Consider the following 16,408-nt stretch of genomic DNA (forward strand, 5'->3'; position numbering starts at 1 on the left):
GCGCATGAAAATCGCCTTAGGCCCTCTGCTGTATTACTGGCCGCGCAGCCAGGTCAGCGACTTTTACGCCGCCGCCGCCCACTGGCCGGTGGACATCATTTATCTGGGTGAAGTGGTCTGTGCCCGCCGCCACGAGCTACGTACTGCCGACTGGATTGAATTGGCGCAAACGCTCCAGCAAGCAGGCAAAACTGTGGTGTTGTCGTCGCAAGCATTGCTGGAATCGGCGGGTGATTTGATCAGCCTGCGCAAACTGGCCGACGCCGGGTTCGCGCTGGAAGCCAACGACCTTGGCGCGGTCAAGATTGCCCAGGACGCGGACGTGCCGTTTGTAGCTGGCCCGCATTTGAATATCTACAACGGCGCTACGCTGGATTGGTACGCCGCACGTGGTGCCACCAGCTGGGTGCCGCCAGTAGAAATGCCCGGCGCAGCATTACGCCAGTTGCTGGCAGAACGCAGTTGCAGCATTCCCACCGAAATTTTCGCCCATGGTCATGTGCCGCTGGCCTTTTCCGCCCGTTGTTTCACGGCACGGCATTTTGATCTGAGCAAAGATGCCTGTGAATTTCGCTGTATTGAACATCCGGACGGGCTGGACGTGAACACACGTGATGGTCGGCCGTTCTTGCGCATCAATGGTATACAGACCCAGTCCGCCGCTTGCCAAAGTCTGTTCAGCGCACTGCCTGAGCTGAAATCCAGCGGCGTGGATGTTTTGCGCATCAGCCCGCAAGCGCACTTCACCGAAGAATGGGTGCGCGCCTATGCGGCAGCTTTGGCCGGAGAAGCCGTCGAGCCCGATATCGCCACGTGGCAACCCGAAGGTATTGCCAACGGTTATTGGTACGGCAAAGCCGGGATCGAACATCTGATCGGGAGCGTCGCATGCTGAACTTCTTTACCACTTTGCCGCGCAAGGTACTGCCACGTTTACCCGAAGCGCCACCGGCGCTGGTTGCTGGCTTTGTACTTAACCGGCTGGCACCCAGGTTGTGGGCGGATGACGATTTTTCCTGGCTGAACGGGCAGACAGTGCGCATCGCCATCCATGATCTGGGATGTGGTTTGACGCTTACCCATAATGGCCGCCGCTTTGCTGCCAGCAACGCGCCTGCCTCGGTCACGCTGGCCGCCAACTGGCGCGATCTGGCGGCGTTGATGCGACACGAGGCTGATCCGGACACGCTGTTCTTTCAGCGCAAACTGCTGATTGAAGGCGACACCGAGTTAGGCCTGCATCTGAAAAACCGGCTGGATGCGACCGATTGGGACGCGCTCTATCAAAGCTTGCCAAAGCCCATTGCCCGCTGGCTCACGCCCGGCCATCTCGCCAGCTAACGGTTTCGCCCGCCAAAAAGAAAACGCCCGGCAAGTATCTGACCGGGCGTTTTGCTTTTCACAGCACATGCAGCGAACTAGCGTGCTGTTATTTTTTCTTGGTGGTTGCGGCGGCAGCAGGTTTTTTCTGTGTTGCGCGCTCTTTGGCGATCAACTGGTCGATCACCGTCAGCACGGTACCGTCTTCCTTGCCTACCATGGACGGCGCAGTTACAAATTTGCCGTTCACGATAAAGGTCGGGACGCCATCAATCTGGTAGGTGTTCACCAGTTGCGAAAGCTTGCCCAACTCAGCGTTGGCCGAGAACGAGTTATAAGCGGCCTTGAACTTGTCGACATTGATGCCTTGCTTCTTCACCCAGTCAAACAGGACTTCATCGCGACGCAGTTCCAGACCGTCACGTTGAACCGCATTGAACACGGCTTGCTGGTACTTGGCCGCAATGCCCATCTGGTTCAGTGCCACAAAAATTTTGGCGTGAGCGACGATATCGCTACGGCCTTGCCACACCACGTGATAACGGATGAAGTTCACATCCTTGGGCAACGCGGCAGCCCATTTCTCTACATACGGTTCAACGTGGAAACAATGCGGGCAGCCGTACCAAAAGAACTCGATGACTTCGATCTTGCCAGGTTGCTGCACCGGCACGGGATTGGTCATCAGTTTGTATTCGGTGCCTTCTTTGATATCGGCATGCGCTGCTACCGCGGCCACCAGGCCAACTGCGAGCAGCAAGGATTTGATCCAGCGGGTCATTGCTAACGTTCCTTTATTGTTTAGATGGCAACGGCGGCTGTGACCGCCTTTGCCCGCATAAATTCACTGTCTTGCCATTTTATGTTGCGACTACCCAAGTTCAGTCACTGACCTGGTTACTGCCCTTTCACAGTCGCGGCGACAATGCCATTGGACTTGAGATCGCCCCGCGCCTTATCCATATCGGCCACGCTGCTGAACGGACCAACCCGCACCCGATGCCAGACGCCCTTGTCCTGGGTTTCCACCGTCTGAATGCGCGCTTCAATCCCGATCAATGCCAGCTTGGCTTTCAGGTTGTCCGCTTCTTGCTCATCCTGGAATGCCCCGACCTGCAGATAAGCCCCTTTGGGCGCCTCTACCGTAGCGGGCGGAGTAGCGTCAGGCTGAACCGGTTTTTTGGTCGGGGCAGCCTGTTTGTCGCTTTTATCTGACATGGCCGGCAACACTTTGTAGAAATCAAAGCGTTCGCCTTCACTGGCAACCTTGGGCGCCGGTGTTGGCGTGGCCGCACCGCCAGACTGCGGCAAGGGCTGTGCAACATCCTTACCTTCACCTTGCGGGCGCAAGACTTCGGGCTGATTCGCCACCGAAACCGGCGCGCTGGACACCGCGTCCGGCGGTGGCGATGCGGCCTTGTTGGCAAACGGATTGGTACCACGATTGATGTAGAACGCGACCCCGACTGCAACGGCAACGCCGACCAGTGCTCCCAGCACAAGCCCCGTCAATAAAGAACCACCGCCTCCCCCACCGCCCCCGCGCGACGATGTGCCACTTGAACGGGTGCGCTTCATATCTCTACTCATGTATTCCTTCTCCGGCGCTTCCCATAACGCCTGTACCGCCAATTCGCTGACAATCGCGCCAGCCTGGCCGGGTTTTTACCGTAATCAACACGATATCGATTTATGCCTGATACTAAAAGGCTCATTTCGGGCGCCGGACGGTCAATGTGCCCGAAACCGGCGCCTAGCGCGGCAAACGGCGGAATTCTAGCACCCGCAATAGGCCTTGCCGCAGATAATAAAGAGTAATTTTGCTTCTCAGGAAGTGACGGTGCAGTGCAACAGAAGTCTGGCCGTCATATAATCAGCCCCTCGTCTCGTGTTTCCAGGGTTTTTCCCCATGCAGGATTCAAAAAAAGGCTGGTCCGGCCGGTTCACCGAACCCGTCTCCGATCTGGTCAAGCGCTATACCGCATCGGTCGATTTCGACAAGCGCATGGCTGAGGTGGACATTCAAGGTTCGCTGGCACACGCCACCATGCTGCAACGCGCGGGCGTCCTGACGGCAGAAGACCTGCGTGCCATCCAGTCTGGCATGGCCGACATCCTGGACGATATCCGTCACGGCACTTTTGAGTGGTCGCTGGATCTCGAAGACGTACACATGAATATCGAGCGTCGCCTGACCGAAAAAATCGGCGACGCGGGCAAACGTCTGCATACCGGACGTAGCCGCAACGACCAGGTCGCCACAGATATCCGCCTGTATCTGCGCGGAGCGGTTGATCTGCTGATTGGCCTGGTGCACGACCTGCAAATTTCGCTGCTGGAACTGGCCGAGAAACACGCGTCCACCGTCATGCCGGGCTTTACCCATCTGCAAGTGGCGCAGCCGGTGACGTTTGGTCATCACATGCTGGCGTATGTGGAAATGCTGGGCCGTGATGCCGAGCGTTTTGCCGATGCCCGCCGCCGCGTTAACCGGATGCCGCTGGGCGCTGCCGCGCTCGCGGGCACGACTTTCCCGATTGATCGCAACTACACGGCCGAACTGCTCAATTTTGAAGCCGTCTGTGAAAACTCGCTGGACGCAGTGTCTGATCGCGATTTCGCCATCGAATTCACCTCTGCCGCCGCGCTGACCATGACGCACCTGTCGCGCTTGTCAGAAGAACTGATCCTGTGGATGAGCCCGCGCTTCGGCTTTATTGATATCGCCGACCGTTTCTGTACCGGCTCGTCGATCATGCCGCAGAAGAAGAACCCGGATGTGCCAGAACTGGTGCGCGGCAAAACCGGTCGCGTGAATGGCAATCTGGTATCCCTGCTGACATTGATGAAGGGCCAGCCACTGGCCTACAACAAAGACAATCAGGAAGACAAAGAGCCGCTGTTCGACACCGTGGATACCTTGGTCGACACGCTGCGCATTTACGCCGACATGATGCGTGGCATTACCGTGCGCCCGGAGTGTATGGCCGCTGCGGTCAAACAGGGTTATGCCACTGCCACCGATCTGGCCGATTATCTGGTCAAGAAAGGCCTGCCGTTCCGCGATGCACATGAAGCCGTTGCTTTGGCGGTGCGTTACGCCGAAGAAAAGCGCAAGGATTTGTCCGAGCTGCAACTGGTAGAACTGCAAAGCTTCTCGTCGCTGATTGATTCCGATATCACCGAAGTGCTCACACCCGAAGGCAGCATTGCGGCACGTGACCACGTCGGCGGCACCGCACCCAATCAGGTGCGACTGCAGATTGGCAAATGGCGCCAGCGCCTGGGCGTCTGACCCGGCAGCCTTGATCGGTCAAACCCGATTTGCACACCCCAACAGGCCGCCATTGCGGCCTGTTTTGTTTCAAGCTCCGACACTCTGGACTTACCTTCGATGACTATGCCTTCCCAAGCTGATATCCAATGGCACTGGCTGGCCTTTGCCGAGTTCGATATCCCCACGTTGTTTGACTATCTCAAGCTGCGTCAGGACGTGTTCATCATTGAGCAAAACTGTGTCTACCCCGATCTGGATGATCTGGACTCGCCGTCGTGGCACCTGGTTGGACAAAACGCCCAGGGCAAAGTCGTTGCCGCGTTGCGCCTAGTGCCGCCTGGTTTGAAATATGCCGAACCTTCGATCGGCCGGGTTGTGGTTGCGCCGATTGCACGCCAGGGTGGCATGGGTAAACGATTGGTGGCCGAAGGGTTGCGGCAGTCGGCGCAAATCTGGCCAGGCCTTGGTAACCGGATTGGTGCGCAGGCGCATTTGCAGCGCATGTATCAGTCATTGGGTTTTGAGCCAGTGGGTGAGCCTTACGATGAAGATGGCATTCTGCATGTAGACATGCTTTGGTCGCCGCACTCGACCGCAGCGAACTGAAGCTGTGAACGAGTGGTTTGACAAGCTCGCTCCTGCCGTCAAATGATGGTGGCCACCCTTCGCCCAGGATGATCCCGATGACGACTTCCCGCCTTGAACAAGCTCGCCGCCTGCAAGCCGTGGCCCAAACCGGGCTGCATTACGCCCGCGATCCGTTCGATATTCAGCGCTACCAGGAAATCGCCGCCATCGCCCATGCCCAGTTGGCCGAGCTGACTGGCGCGGCCACCACGGAGCAAATCACGCAGTTGTTTATCCCTGAAAAGGGCTATGCCAACCCCAAGCTGGACGTGCGCACCGCCGTGTTCCGGGATGATCGCATTTTGCTGGTGCGCGAACTGAGCGACGGCTACTGGACATTGCCCGGAGGCTGGGCCGACGTGGGCTCAACGCCAGCACAGATCGCCGCCCGGGAAGTGCTGGAAGAAGCGGGTTTTGTAGTGCGCATTAGCCGTTTTATGAAGCTGATCGACATGCACCAGCATGCTCATCCACCCGAGCCGTTCCATATCTGGAAGCTGATCTTTCAGGGCGAAATCCTCAGCGAAGGTCAGCCAGACGGGATCGAAACGGATGGCGTGGGTTTCTTTGCGCTCGATGATCTGCCGCCGTTGTCATTGCAACGCATCCTGCCCGAGCAGATTGCGCGGCTGTTTGAATTACGGGCCAGCGGCGGGGTTGATTTCGACTGATCACACCGGCGGAACAGCATTCACTCCCTGCTATCCAGCGCCAGCACCCGGTTTTTTCTGCGAAACGCCTCCCAAAGCAGGTCGGCGCGATGGACACCCACGGTCATTCAGGGAAAAATGCTCTTCTTTGGCAAACCGCAGCGCGCCCTACACCATGCCCACCCAGCTCAGCGTCAATCTCAACAAGATCGCCCTGATCCGCAATTCGCGCGGACGTGATTACCCTTCGGTGCTGCACTTTGCCCGTCTCGCGCTGGAAAATGGCGCCGCTGGCGTCACGATCCACCCGCGCCCGGATCAACGCCATGCCCGCAATGCCGACGCCTTGGCATTGGCCGCGCTGGTACGCGACTTTCCCGGCACCGAGCTGAACATTGAAGGCTATCCTTCGCGCGATTTCCTCGACGTAGTGCTGCAAGCGCGCCCGGCCCAATGCACGCTGGTGCCGGATGAACCCGGCCAACTGACTTCTGACCATGGCTGGAACATTCGCGAGCGGCTGGATTTTCTCAAACCGGTCGTGGCAGAACTGAACGCCGCGGGTATTCGTGTGAGCCTGTTTGTTGACCCGGACGTGGAGCAGATTGCTCTGGCCCCGCAAACCGGCGCGGCGCGAGTCGAGCTTTACACCGAAGAATACGCGGTGCGCCATGGCGAAGGCAGCCATGCGCAGGTGCTGGATGGCTATGTAGCAGCCGGCAAAGCAGCGCATCAAGCCGGGTTAGGGCTGAATGCAGGCCATGACCTTAACCTGCAGAATCTGGGCGATTTTCTGCAGGCGGTGCCGGGGGTGGATGAAGTCTCGATCGGCCATGCGCTGGTGGTGGAGTCACTGGAAAGCGGTTTTGCCAATGTGGTGCGACAGTACGTCGCCATTTGCCACGCAGCCCGTTAAGCCTGCCCAGATACGGGATTGATCCCGCAACTTGTTTAGCATTTTCTCCGGCAAGGAACCCCAATGCAGTCCGGCGTTGTAATGCAAGTCAGCGTGAGCGCCAGCCACACTTTCAGCAAACCCAACGTGGTCAGCATCCGGCTGCTGGCAGGTTTGGGGGTGGAAGGAGACGCTCACATGGGGACGACGGTTAAGCATCGCTCGCGTGTGGCGGTTGACCCAACCCAGCCCAACTTGCGCCAGGTGCATCTGATTCACGCCGAACTGCATGACGAATTGCGTGAACGCGGGTTTGATTTGCTGCCGGGGCAAATGGGCGAAAATATCACCACCCGCGGTATCGATCTGTTGGGTTTACCGCGAGGAGCCCGTTTGCATATCGGCGAGCAGGCGGTGGTGGAGATTACCGGCCTGCGTAACCCATGTGCGCAACTGGATCACTATCAACAAGGACTGACGGCCGCTGTGTTGGGGCGAGATGGGGCTGGCAATCTAGTACGCAAAGCGGGTGTAATGGGCGTGGTGCTGGGCAGCGGCGAAACCCGTCCCGGCGAAATCATCCGGGTCGAGTTGCCACCGCTACCCCACCACAAGCTCGAACGCGTTTAGCCAGCCAGACCTTCCAGCACCTCAGCGGTACTGCGTACCTGCGACAAACGGGGAAAGATATTCGCGAATGCAAACGCATGTTGTTCGACATTCGCTGCACTGCAGGCATCTTCCGCAATCACCAGTGCATAACCATGCTCCCACGCTGCGCGAGCGGTTGATTCAACACCGATGTTGGTCGAAATCCCGGCCAGCACAATGGTTTTGATGCCACGGCGGCGCAATTGCAAGTCCAGTTCGGTGCCATAAAATGCGCCCCACTGGCGCTTGGTGATCTTGATATCCTGATCGCTTACTGCCAGGTCTGCGGCAAATTCCAGCCAGTTGGCCGGCAAAGTGGCAGCGGGCGAAGGCTTATCCACCGGTTGCTTAAGCGCATCGGCAAAATCACCGGCCCAGCCCACGCGGACCAGCACGACAGGAGCGCCTAACTCACGGAAGCGCCGAGCCAATGCATCACCATGCTCTACCACCGTTTGTGCGGTGTGCGGGCCGCCAGCAAACGGCAGAATGCCTTGTTGCAGATCAATCAATACCAATGCGGTGGTTTGCGGATCAAGCTTTACCATGTCGTTGCACTCCATCATTATGTGAGGAACTCCTCACAAAAACGAGTATATGAGGATGACCTCACAAAACGCAAGTATCACCGCTAAACAACCGCAGCGTGAACGCGGTCGCCAACGGGTTGCCGCCTTGCTGGACGCCGCCGCTACCCTGTTTGCGGCCAAAGGCTTTGAAGCGACCACCATGACCGGGATTGCCGCGCAGGCCGGGGCATCCATTGGCTCGCTTTATCAGTTTTTCCCCACCAAAGAACATGTGGCGGATGCAATCCTGACCGAACACGCGGCTGATCTACACTTGCAAATGAGTGCCTTGGCGGCACGGGCCAACAGCCTGAGTCTGCAAGAAACAGGGTCACAGCTATTCGCCGCGCTGATCGAGTTTCGCGCCGCACATCCTGCCTTTGCTGTTCTGGTAGAAGCACGAGGCGCACCTTTCGTGCGCGCCAGTGGCATTCGCCAACGCTTGCGCGAGCAAGTGCTGGATATCTTGCGCCGCAAAGCCCCAGCCATCAGCGATGAAGAACTAACGCCGATTGCCATTGCGATCCTGCAAATCATGAAAGCCGCGGTAGCACTCAACGGTGAAACTGATCTCCCCCAGCGCGACGCCGCGCTGCAAGCTTTACGCGAGATGCTGCTAGGGTGGATAAAAAGCCGGTTAGGACCAGCTACGTCCTGAAAACTGATGTCTTGGGCAGACCCGCTTCTGTGTCGGGGCTCAGCGTGGAGAAGCTGTCCAGAGTTTGGACTGGGCATTCTTCACGCCTCTCATTTTTATCGTAATTGACCGGCATCAAACAGTGTCGTGACTACGAAAAGATGAGACAACGGGGCTAACAATTTAAGGTATTTAGGCTGGGCTTCAACAAAAATAAATGAAATGAAATACAGCCCAAAGATGAGACTGGTAGCACTGTGTACCGCAGCTGCAATAGCTTGATTCAATGTGCCGATCATGCCCAAAGCTTCCATCGCACTCCCCCTGCTCTAATTTTTTGATATAAAAAATACCACCAGTTAATTCCTGAATTACTGCTTTTTGATTAGAAAAAAAACCGCCACAACACCAAGTGAAAAAATAGCCCAATGCGTAAACAGAAGAACTTTTGCCACCCAATAACCCTCTTGGGCCTTATTTCTCACATCCTGTAAAAACCGATAATTCGCATCGCGAACCCTGGGGCGTCGTCTTCGATCAAGCAAATAAAGAACACAAAAAACAACGTAAAATAGGAATACCAATCCATACAGAACAGACCAAATATGAACTGCTAATTCCATAGACCTCCCCCCAAGAAAAATAAGAATAATTAAATTATAAATAATTTACCTCTCCCGCAAACTTTCACTCGCATATTCAATCAGCGGACTCAGGAAATACTCCGCCACGCGCCTGCGTCCGGTTTTCACTCCCACCGTCACCGCCATACCGGGGGTCTGGTTCATCCATCTGTTGTCGATATGGATGCGGCTGGTCGGCAGGGTGATGCGGGCGGGGTAGACGAGACACAGCTTCTTGTCTTGTGATGCGTCGTCGCTGACCTTGATGACAGCGCCCGTGAGATAGCCATATCGGGTGTCTCATATTTTGGCTTTAAAGTCTCACCTTTTTTGATAACCGACAAACAGTAGCGGCTTCTGACTATCGCCCTCGATAAACACTATATATGGTGTCGTTAATTGATTAGTTAACCATATATAGAGGTTTTATCGTGACCACTCAGCCACTCTACGTGCGCAAACGCGACGGCCGTATCGTCCCCTTTGAAGCGGCCAAGATCGCCAGTGCGTTAGAGCGAGCAGCGCAGTTGAGTGGCGAATTCAATGCACCCCAGGCGCTGGAACTAGCCCAACTGGTCACCGGGCGTCTGGCCGGAACCAACGCGCCGGGCATTGAAGCGATTCAGGATCAGGTAGAAGAAGCCCTGCTGGAGCAGCATCACCTGCAAACCGCGCGGGCCTATATTGCATATCGCAGCCAGCATGCCCGCCTGCGCGCTGACACCCGTACCGTGGTGGACGTTGAATCCAGCATCAACGAATATCTGAACCAGTCTGACTGGCGTGTGAATGCCAATGCCAACCAGGGCTGGAGTCTGGGTGGCATGATCCTGAACACCAGCGGCAAGGTCATTGCCAATTACTGGCTCAACCACGTTTATCCTCCGGAAATCGGCGCGGCACATCGCTCGGGTGCGATCCACATCCATGATCTGGACATGCTCTCCGGCTATTGCGCCGGTTGGTCGCTGCGCCGCTTGCTGCACGAAGGCTTCAATGGCGTGCCGGGCAAAGTGGACGCTACGCCGCCCAAGCATATGTCCAGCGCCATCGGCCAGATCGTCAACTTCCTTGGCACCTTGCAAAACGAATGGGCGGGCGCGCAGGCGTTCTCGTCTTTCGATACTTATATGGCGCCGTTTATCCGCGTCGACCAACTCAGTTTCAAGCAGGTCAAGCAGTACATTCAGGAACTGATCTACAACCTGAACGTGCCTAGCCGCTGGGGTACGCAGACGCCGTTTACCAATCTGACCTTTGACTGGGTTTGCCCGGAAGATCTGCGCGAGCAAATCCCGTATGTGGGCGGTCAGGAAATGCCGTTCAGCTACGGCGAACTGCAAGCCGAGATGGATATGGTCAACCGCGCCTACATCGAAGTGATGATGGAAGGCGATGCGCTGGGCCGCGTGTTCACCTTTCCGATCCCCACCTACAACATCACCAAAGACTTCGATTGGGATCACCCCAACACCGTTTTGCTGTTCGAAATGACTGCCAAATACGGCCTGCCCTACTTTCAGAACTTTTTGAACAGTGATCTGGAGCCGCACATGGTGCGCTCCATGTGCTGCCGTTTGCAGCTGGATTTGCGCGAGCTGCTCAAGCGCGGCAACGGGCTGTTTGGCTCTGCCGAGCAAACCGGCAGTCTTGGCGTGGTGACGCTTAATTGCGCCCGCATTGGCTACGAATTCAAGGGGGATGAAGTCGGTGCTTTTGCCCGCGTAGATGAATTGATGGAACTGGCCAAACAAAGCCTGGAAATCAAACGCAAACTGATCGATCGGCTGATTGCGGGCGGCCTCTATCCCTATACCAAGCGCTATCTGGGTACGCTGCGCAACCACTTCAGCACTCTGGGTGTGAACGGCGTCAACGAGATGATCCGCAACTTTACGGATAACGAACACGACATCACCACGCCGTGGGGTTACGACTTTGCCAACCGGCTTATGGATCACATTCGTGATCAGATGACGACATTCCAGGAAGAAACCGGCCATCTGTACAACCTGGAAGCCACGCCAGCCGAAGGCACCACCTATCGCTTCGCCAAAGAAGACAAACGCCGTTATCCGGAAATCCTACAAGCGGGCACCGTGGCGCAACCTTATTACACCAACTCCACCCAATTGCCGGTGGGTTATACCGACGACCCGTTCGAAGCGCTGGCGCGCCAGGAAGTACTGCAGCGCAAATACACCGGCGGCACGGTACTGCATCTGTATATGAACGAGGCCATCTCCAGCGCCGACGCCTGCCGCACCTTGGTTAAACGTGCGCTGGCGAATTACCGGCTGCCCTATGTGACGATTTCGCCCACTTTTTCAATCTGCCCCAAGCACGGCTATTTGAGCGGACACCATGAGTTCTGCCCGAAATGTGATGCCGACTTGATTAGCAAAAAGCAGCCCTGCTGCGCCTAGGTTTGCTGCATATGCATGCAGCGCACGCGGCTGAACGGTTGCCACGGAATTCCAGCCGCGTTCTTTTCTTCTCTTCCAACCCAAAACCCAAGCAATCTTTTGGGCCAGTGATCTAACAGGAGCACGCCATGAACGACCTCAGCATCCAGCAACATCTGCACAACGCCACAGAACAGGCCATCCAGCTCAAAGATGAAGAACGCACCCGCTGCGAAGTGTGGACACGCGTAATGGGTTATCACCGGCCCGTTTCCGCATTCAATATCGGCAAGCAGGGTGAGTTCGCCGAGCGCCAATTCTTTACCGAACAACATTGAATAACATCAAGAGCACGCCGATATGACCACGCCAGACGAACACGCGCCGCATCCACCCAAGCTGGGCGGACTTGTGCCGTTCTCCAGTTGCGACTATCCGGGCAAGCTCGCTTGCGTGGTGTTCATCTCTGGCTGCCCCTGGCGTTGTCACTATTGTCATAATCCGCATTTGCAAACACGCAGCAAAACACCGACCGAACCAACTTGGGATGACATCGTCAACTGGCTGGAGGGACGCAAAGGCTTGCTGGATGCCGTGGTCTTTTGTGGTGGTGAGCCGCTGACCGAACGTTGGTTGCCGTTGATGATGGCGCAAGTCAAAGCCATGGGGTTCGAGGTAGCGCTGCATACCGGCGGCGCCTATCCGGAGCGACTGAAACAATGCCTGCCTTATCTGGACTGGGTGGGCTTTGATGTCAAAGCCCCCTTTGCCGAATATGAAGGCGTAACGCAGATTCGCTCAAGTGGCGACCCCGCGCGCGAATCGCTAAGGCTCATACGCGATAGCGGCGTGGCCTATGAGTGCCGCACCACCATCCACCCATCTTTGCTGAACGACGATGCCTTGCTGCGGTTGGCCGGAACACTGGCGGTTTATGGCGTGCAAGACTTCGTGCTGCAACCTTTCCGGCCCAACGGCTGCGCCTCCAGCCAATTGCTGCAGCAACCGGCACCAGCCAATTATCCGAGCCCCGCCACATTGCAGCAGCTGAGCAAACTGGTACCTGGCACACGTATAAGGGCGCATTAATCACCGCTCATCTCGTGATTTTTATACACGGCATCATCAGCGCAGCAACGCCTTGATCTAGATCAAAATCACTCGACGACCAAACCCGCAGACTCCCACCCCTCAACAAAGAAAACGCCATTGTGGCGGGAGATCGCATTCATGCTGCACCACACTTTCAAACCGCTGCTCATCAAGGGTAAAGCGCTGCTACCAATCGTGCAGGGCGGGATGGGGGTTGGTATCTCGGCCCACAAACTGGCCGGTGCCGTCGCCAAAGAAGGCGCGCTAGGCACCATCGCTTCTGTTGATCTGCGTCATCATCACCCGGACCTGCTGGAGCAAAGCAAAGCAACAAAAGTTCAAGCCGAACTGGATGCCCTGAACTTTGAGGCGTTAGCCCGCGAAGTAAAGCTGGCCAAGGCCACTGCACAAGGTAACGGGCTGATTGCCGTGAACGTGATGAAAGCTGTTGCTTCCAATACCGACTACGTACGCGCAGCCTGCGAAGCCGGCACCGACGCCATCGTCATGGGTGCGGGCTTGCCGCTGGATTTGCCGGAAGTCACCGCGGACTACCCGAACGTTGCCCTAGTACCGATCCTCTCGGACAGCCGCGGCATCAATGTGGTTCTGAAAAAATGGCTTAAAAAGAACCGTTTGCCTGATGCCATTGTGATCGAGCACCCCGCCCACGCCGGTGGCCACCTGGGTGCGACCAAGATCGAAGAAATTCATAACGAGAAATTTGATTTCGACCGTGTGCTCACCGAAACCCATCAGATCTTCAAAGACCTGGGTCTGGAAAGCGCACGCATTCCGCTGATCGTCGCCGGTGGCATCAATAGCCACGAGAAGGTTCTGCATTACCTGAGCAACGGCGCTAGTGGCGTGCAACTGGGAACGGCCTTTGCCGTTACTGAAGAAGGTGATGCTCATCCCAACTTCAAAGAAGTGCTGGCCAACGCTCGCGATGAAGACATCGTGGAATTCATGAGTGTGGCTGGTCTGCCCGCCCGTGCCGTGCTCACACCATGGCTGAAGAACTACATCAATCGCGAAGCGCGTCTGCAATCCAACGCCAAGGCCGACCCGGCCCGCTGCACTCAAGGTATGAACTGCCTGTCGGTCTGCGGCCTGCGTGACGGCTTGGCTAAAGTCGGCCAGTTCTGCATCGACCTGAAACTCGCCGCTGCCATGCGTGGTGAAGTGAACCGTGGCTTGTTCTTCCGCGGCGCCGACAGCTTGCCCTTCGGCAGCGCCATCCGCCCGGTGCGTGAGTTGATCGACTACCTGCTCACCGGCCAACGCCCACAAAACTTGGCTGCTATCTGATCGCGTTTTGGCGGGATTCCCAGAGCTATATAAGAGAAATCTGACGAATTAGAGAAATTGAACGTGACAAAAAACGTCACTTTTATGAGAAAGGCCGGATTGTGCAAACAACCGGCCTTTTGTTTTGCCACAAAATCCCCACCACTCGTCGCCGCCTGGCGCAAACGCCCTGGCACGCAGCCATAACAAATCCCATCGAAAATCTGCCCGTTCCTGCAGGCCCAAAAACAAAAAGGGCCAGGCTGAAAGCCTGACCCCTGCTGCATCTGGTGCCGTTGAAGTGAATCGAACACTCGACCTACTGATTACGAATCAGTTGCTCTACCAACTGAGCTACAACGGCAAGAGCCGGCATTATAAGCAACTTTGCAAGGGATACCAACCCGGGCACAATGCGCCGGCGGCATACAGGACACTGGCATGGCTTTTGCTCAATAGCTACTGCGCGGGTACGCCGCACACCAACAAATATTTTTGGAGATTGAACATGCAACGTATGCAAAAGGGTTTCACCCTTATCGAACTGATGATCGTGGTTGCGATTATCGGTATTCTGGCTGCTGTGGCTATCCCGGCTTACCAAGACTACATCGTTCGCGCCAAGGTAACTGAAGGCTTGAGTTTGGCTGATGCGGCAAAAACAACCGTAGCAGAAAACGCTTCTAACGGCTCCGCCTTTGGTACTGGCTGGACCCAGCCCTCTCCCACTCCAAACGTTACGTCCGTAACCATCGATCCAACAGATGCCTTCATTGAAATTACCTATACCGCAACTGCAGGTAATGGCACACTTCGCCTGATTCCTTATTACGGTGGCACCGTTGCAAATGGTGTAACCACTGGTGCAACCAAACTGGTAGTCGGTACAGTCCCAACGGACGCAATTCAATGGAAATGTGGTGCTGCTGCCGCTACAAGTCCTAATGGCGTTGTTGTGGGCACACTGCTGGCCAAGTACGCTCCTGCAGCTTGCCGTACATAATTTAAACCAGCCCTGTAGGGTGCGCATTTATGCGCACCATTACACCCAAACACCCGCTGCATTCCGGCGGGTGTTTTGTTTTATTGGTTTGATGAACGAACTGTCCGCTGAACGCGTTCGCATGCACGGCATGCAAACCCTACGGGCGCGCATTTATGCGCACCATTTCGCCCAAATACCCGCTGCATTCCGGCGGGTGTTTTGTTTGGTGGATTTGATTAACGAACCGTCCATTGAACGCGTTCGCATGCACGGCATGCAAACCCTACGGGTGCGCATTTATGCGCACCGTTACACCTAAACACCCGCTGCATTCTGGCGGGTGTTTTGTTTTATGGATTTGATGAACGAACCGTCTGCTGAACGCGTTCGCACGCACGGCGTGCAAACCCTACGGGTGCGCATGAATTCGCACCATTACACCCAAACATCCACTGTATTCCGGTGGGTGTTTTGTTTTATGGGTTTGATGAACGAACCGTCCACTGAACGCGTTCGCACGCGTGGCGTGCAAACCCTACGGGTGCGCATGCATGCGCACCACCACACCCAAACACCCGCTGCATTCCGGCGGGTGTTTTGTTTTGTGGATTTGATTAACGAACCGTCCGCTGAACGCGTTCGCATTTATCCCGATTCATCGGGACGCATGGCGTGCAAACCCTACGCGCAATCAACCTTTGGGGAACGGCGAATTGCTAACCTGCGAATATGTCTCGCTATCGCCGTTCGCACACGCCTTCCGCGTCCTGGTTCTTTACGGTGGTTACTTTTCGTCGCCGGAAAATACTGACTGACGAAACGCTTCGCGACGCATTACGGGCCGCAATCCAAAAGGTACGAACAACCCGCCCGTTTGTTATTGATGCCTGGGTTTTGCTGCCAGACCATATGCATTGCATCTGGACATTGCCGGATGGCGATCATGATTACTCCGGGCGCTGGAGCCTAATCAAGAGCATGGCGTCACGTAAGTTGCCGGAATATCACCAACCGGGCTGGATGAGCCAATCCAAAACCAGTCGGCGCGAATCGACCATTTGGCAAAGGCGGTTTTGGGAACATCAATTGCTTGATCAGGCGGATTTTAATCGGCATATGGATTACATCCATCTCAATCCATTGAAACACGGCTTGGTCAGGAGCGTAGCCGATTGGCCTTGGTCGAGCTTCCACAGATATGTGGAGGCCGGAGTTTACCCATTGAATTGGACTCGCGACCATCCGTTGATTGATACCATGGAATGATTGCAAACACGACGTAGGGTTTGCACACGTCGTGTGCGAACGCGTTCAGTGGCAATCGAATACACAACACCGCAAAACATCCATGCATTGCAACGAGTGTTTTGTTTTTGTGACATTGCAC

General features: G+C 56.0%; 18 protein-coding genes and 1 tRNA gene. 14 read left to right on the top strand and 5 right to left on the bottom strand.

Annotated elements, in window-relative coordinates:
• The first annotated feature begins 4 nt into the window (after positions 1-4).
• Both P4L78_RS18865 and P4L78_RS18870 read left to right on the top strand, forming a co-directional pair.
• Positions 5-895: a U32 family peptidase gene (locus tag P4L78_RS18865; RefSeq protein ID WP_309329875.1), complete on the top strand. Its 891-nt coding sequence runs from the start codon at positions 5-7 to the stop codon at positions 893-895.
• Positions 889-1,341 (top strand): SCP2 sterol-binding domain-containing protein, encoded by a 453-nt coding sequence (locus P4L78_RS18870; RefSeq protein WP_309329877.1) that lies wholly within the window; start codon positions 889-891, stop codon positions 1,339-1,341. Before P4L78_RS18865 ends, P4L78_RS18870 begins: the two co-directional genes overlap by 7 nt.
• Positions 1,342-1,429: 88 nt before the next feature.
• Here the strand turns inward: P4L78_RS18870 and P4L78_RS18875 are convergent, their stop codons facing one another.
• Complete coding sequence (locus P4L78_RS18875) at positions 1,430-2,101, bottom strand: thiol:disulfide interchange protein DsbA/DsbL (RefSeq protein WP_309329879.1); 672 nt, start codon at positions 2,099-2,101, stop codon at positions 1,430-1,432.
• 116 nt (positions 2,102-2,217) lie between these two features.
• Positions 2,218-2,898 carry an SPOR domain-containing protein gene (locus tag P4L78_RS18880; protein ID WP_283151108.1) on the bottom strand — a complete coding sequence of 227 codons (681 nt, stop codon included), beginning with the start codon at positions 2,896-2,898 and terminating at the stop codon, positions 2,218-2,220.
• A 331-nt stretch (positions 2,899-3,229) separates the two neighbouring features.
• On the opposite strand from P4L78_RS18880, the gene argH reads away from it, so the two are divergent.
• From argH to P4L78_RS18905, 5 genes are all read left to right on the top strand, one after another.
• On the top strand, positions 3,230-4,615 hold the full coding sequence (gene argH, locus P4L78_RS18885) for an argininosuccinate lyase (RefSeq protein WP_283151109.1): 1,386 nt from the start codon (positions 3,230-3,232) through the stop codon (positions 4,613-4,615).
• A gap of 99 nt (positions 4,616-4,714) precedes the next feature.
• Entirely contained in the window at positions 4,715-5,203 is a 489-nt protein-coding gene (locus P4L78_RS18890; protein WP_309329881.1) for a GNAT family N-acetyltransferase, read from the top strand.
• A gap of 77 nt (positions 5,204-5,280) precedes the next feature.
• Positions 5,281-5,895 carry an NUDIX hydrolase gene (locus P4L78_RS18895; RefSeq protein ID WP_309329883.1) on the top strand — a complete coding sequence of 205 codons (615 nt, stop codon included), beginning with the start codon at positions 5,281-5,283 and terminating at the stop codon, positions 5,893-5,895.
• A 127-nt stretch (positions 5,896-6,022) separates the two neighbouring features.
• Positions 6,023-6,790, top strand: coding sequence for a pyridoxine 5'-phosphate synthase (locus P4L78_RS18900; RefSeq protein ID WP_309329885.1), 768 nt, complete (start codon positions 6,023-6,025; stop codon positions 6,788-6,790).
• 63 nt (positions 6,791-6,853) lie between these two features.
• Positions 6,854-7,399 (top strand): MOSC domain-containing protein, encoded by a 546-nt coding sequence (locus P4L78_RS18905; protein WP_309329887.1) that lies wholly within the window; start codon positions 6,854-6,856, stop codon positions 7,397-7,399.
• On the opposite strand, the gene P4L78_RS18910 is transcribed toward P4L78_RS18905, so the two are convergent.
• Complete coding sequence (locus P4L78_RS18910) at positions 7,396-7,968, bottom strand: hydrolase (RefSeq protein WP_309329889.1); 573 nt, start codon at positions 7,966-7,968, stop codon at positions 7,396-7,398. The two genes, P4L78_RS18905 and P4L78_RS18910, sit on opposite strands and share 4 nt — an antisense overlap.
• A 55-nt stretch (positions 7,969-8,023) precedes the next feature.
• Between P4L78_RS18910 and P4L78_RS18915 the strand changes: the two genes are divergently transcribed.
• A complete protein-coding gene (locus tag P4L78_RS18915) occupies positions 8,024-8,647 on the top strand; it encodes a TetR/AcrR family transcriptional regulator (RefSeq protein ID WP_309329891.1) in 624 nt (207 codons plus the stop codon).
• Positions 8,648-8,742: 95 nt separating this feature from the next.
• Here the strand turns inward: P4L78_RS18915 and P4L78_RS18920 are convergent, their stop codons facing one another.
• Entirely contained in the window at positions 8,743-8,940 is a 198-nt protein-coding gene (locus P4L78_RS18920; protein WP_309329893.1) for a hypothetical protein, read from the bottom strand.
• Between the two features lie 740 nt (positions 8,941-9,680).
• Here P4L78_RS18920 and P4L78_RS18925 point away from each other — a divergent pair.
• The 4 genes from P4L78_RS18925 to P4L78_RS18940 all read left to right on the top strand — a co-directional run bounded on the left by P4L78_RS18925 (position 9,681) and on the right by P4L78_RS18940 (position 14,057).
• Positions 9,681-11,675, top strand: a complete 1,995-nt coding sequence (locus P4L78_RS18925; RefSeq protein WP_309329895.1) for a ribonucleoside triphosphate reductase — start codon at positions 9,681-9,683, stop codon at positions 11,673-11,675.
• A gap of 128 nt (positions 11,676-11,803) precedes the next feature.
• A complete protein-coding gene (nrdD, locus tag P4L78_RS18930) occupies positions 11,804-11,992 on the top strand; it encodes an anaerobic ribonucleoside-triphosphate reductase (protein WP_309329897.1) in 189 nt (62 codons plus the stop codon).
• Positions 11,993-12,014: 22 nt separating this feature from the next.
• Positions 12,015-12,743 carry an anaerobic ribonucleoside-triphosphate reductase activating protein gene (locus P4L78_RS18935; RefSeq protein WP_309329899.1) on the top strand — a complete coding sequence of 243 codons (729 nt, stop codon included), beginning with the start codon at positions 12,015-12,017 and terminating at the stop codon, positions 12,741-12,743.
• A gap of 144 nt (positions 12,744-12,887) precedes the next feature.
• Complete coding sequence (locus tag P4L78_RS18940; RefSeq protein WP_309329962.1) at positions 12,888-14,057, top strand: nitronate monooxygenase family protein; 1,170 nt, start codon at positions 12,888-12,890, stop codon at positions 14,055-14,057.
• A 267-nt stretch (positions 14,058-14,324) separates the two neighbouring features.
• Here P4L78_RS18940 and P4L78_RS18945 read toward each other — a convergent pair.
• Positions 14,325-14,400: transfer RNA gene (locus P4L78_RS18945), tRNA-Thr, on the bottom strand.
• 144 nt (positions 14,401-14,544) lie between these two features.
• Between P4L78_RS18945 and P4L78_RS18950 the strand changes: the two genes are divergently transcribed.
• Together P4L78_RS18950 and P4L78_RS18955 are read left to right on the top strand one after the other, a co-directional pair.
• Positions 14,545-15,039, top strand: coding sequence for a pilin (locus P4L78_RS18950; protein WP_309329901.1), 495 nt, complete (start codon positions 14,545-14,547; stop codon positions 15,037-15,039).
• 711 nt (positions 15,040-15,750) lie between these two features.
• Complete coding sequence (locus tag P4L78_RS18955; RefSeq protein ID WP_283151121.1) at positions 15,751-16,287, top strand: REP-associated tyrosine transposase; 537 nt, start codon at positions 15,751-15,753, stop codon at positions 16,285-16,287.
• The last annotated feature ends 121 nt before the right edge of the window (positions 16,288-16,408 follow it).

Source organism: Silvimonas sp., assembly GCF_031291215.1.
In the GTDB taxonomy this organism is placed as follows: domain Bacteria; phylum Pseudomonadota; class Gammaproteobacteria; order Burkholderiales; family Chitinibacteraceae; genus Silvimonas; species Silvimonas soli.

Coding starts and splice junctions, on each gene's coding strand:
- P4L78_RS18895 (WP_309329883.1), top strand. CDS start 5,281: ATGACGACTTCCCGCCTTGAACAAGCTCGCCGCCTGCAAGCCGTGGCC.
- nrdD (WP_309329897.1), top strand. CDS start 11,804: ATGAACGACCTCAGCATCCAGCAACATCTGCACAACGCCACAGAACAG.
- P4L78_RS18905 (WP_309329887.1), top strand. CDS start 6,854: ATGCAGTCCGGCGTTGTAATGCAAGTCAGCGTGAGCGCCAGCCACACT.
- P4L78_RS18910 (WP_309329889.1), bottom strand. CDS start 7,968: ATGGTAAAGCTTGATCCGCAAACCACCGCATTGGTATTGATTGATCTG.
- argH (WP_283151109.1), top strand. CDS start 3,230: ATGCAGGATTCAAAAAAAGGCTGGTCCGGCCGGTTCACCGAACCCGTC.
- P4L78_RS18950 (WP_309329901.1), top strand. CDS start 14,545: ATGCAACGTATGCAAAAGGGTTTCACCCTTATCGAACTGATGATCGTG.
- P4L78_RS18875 (WP_309329879.1), bottom strand. CDS start 2,101: ATGACCCGCTGGATCAAATCCTTGCTGCTCGCAGTTGGCCTGGTGGCC.
- P4L78_RS18880 (WP_283151108.1), bottom strand. CDS start 2,898: ATGAAGCGCACCCGTTCAAGTGGCACATCGTCGCGCGGGGGCGGTGGG.
- P4L78_RS18920 (WP_309329893.1), bottom strand. CDS start 8,940: ATGGAAGCTTTGGGCATGATCGGCACATTGAATCAAGCTATTGCAGCT.
- P4L78_RS18935 (WP_309329899.1), top strand. CDS start 12,015: ATGACCACGCCAGACGAACACGCGCCGCATCCACCCAAGCTGGGCGGA.
- P4L78_RS18955 (WP_283151121.1), top strand. CDS start 15,751: ATGTCTCGCTATCGCCGTTCGCACACGCCTTCCGCGTCCTGGTTCTTT.
- P4L78_RS18865 (WP_309329875.1), top strand. CDS start 5: ATGAAAATCGCCTTAGGCCCTCTGCTGTATTACTGGCCGCGCAGCCAG.
- P4L78_RS18870 (WP_309329877.1), top strand. CDS start 889: ATGCTGAACTTCTTTACCACTTTGCCGCGCAAGGTACTGCCACGTTTA.
- P4L78_RS18915 (WP_309329891.1), top strand. CDS start 8,024: ATGACCTCACAAAACGCAAGTATCACCGCTAAACAACCGCAGCGTGAA.
- P4L78_RS18890 (WP_309329881.1), top strand. CDS start 4,715: ATGACTATGCCTTCCCAAGCTGATATCCAATGGCACTGGCTGGCCTTT.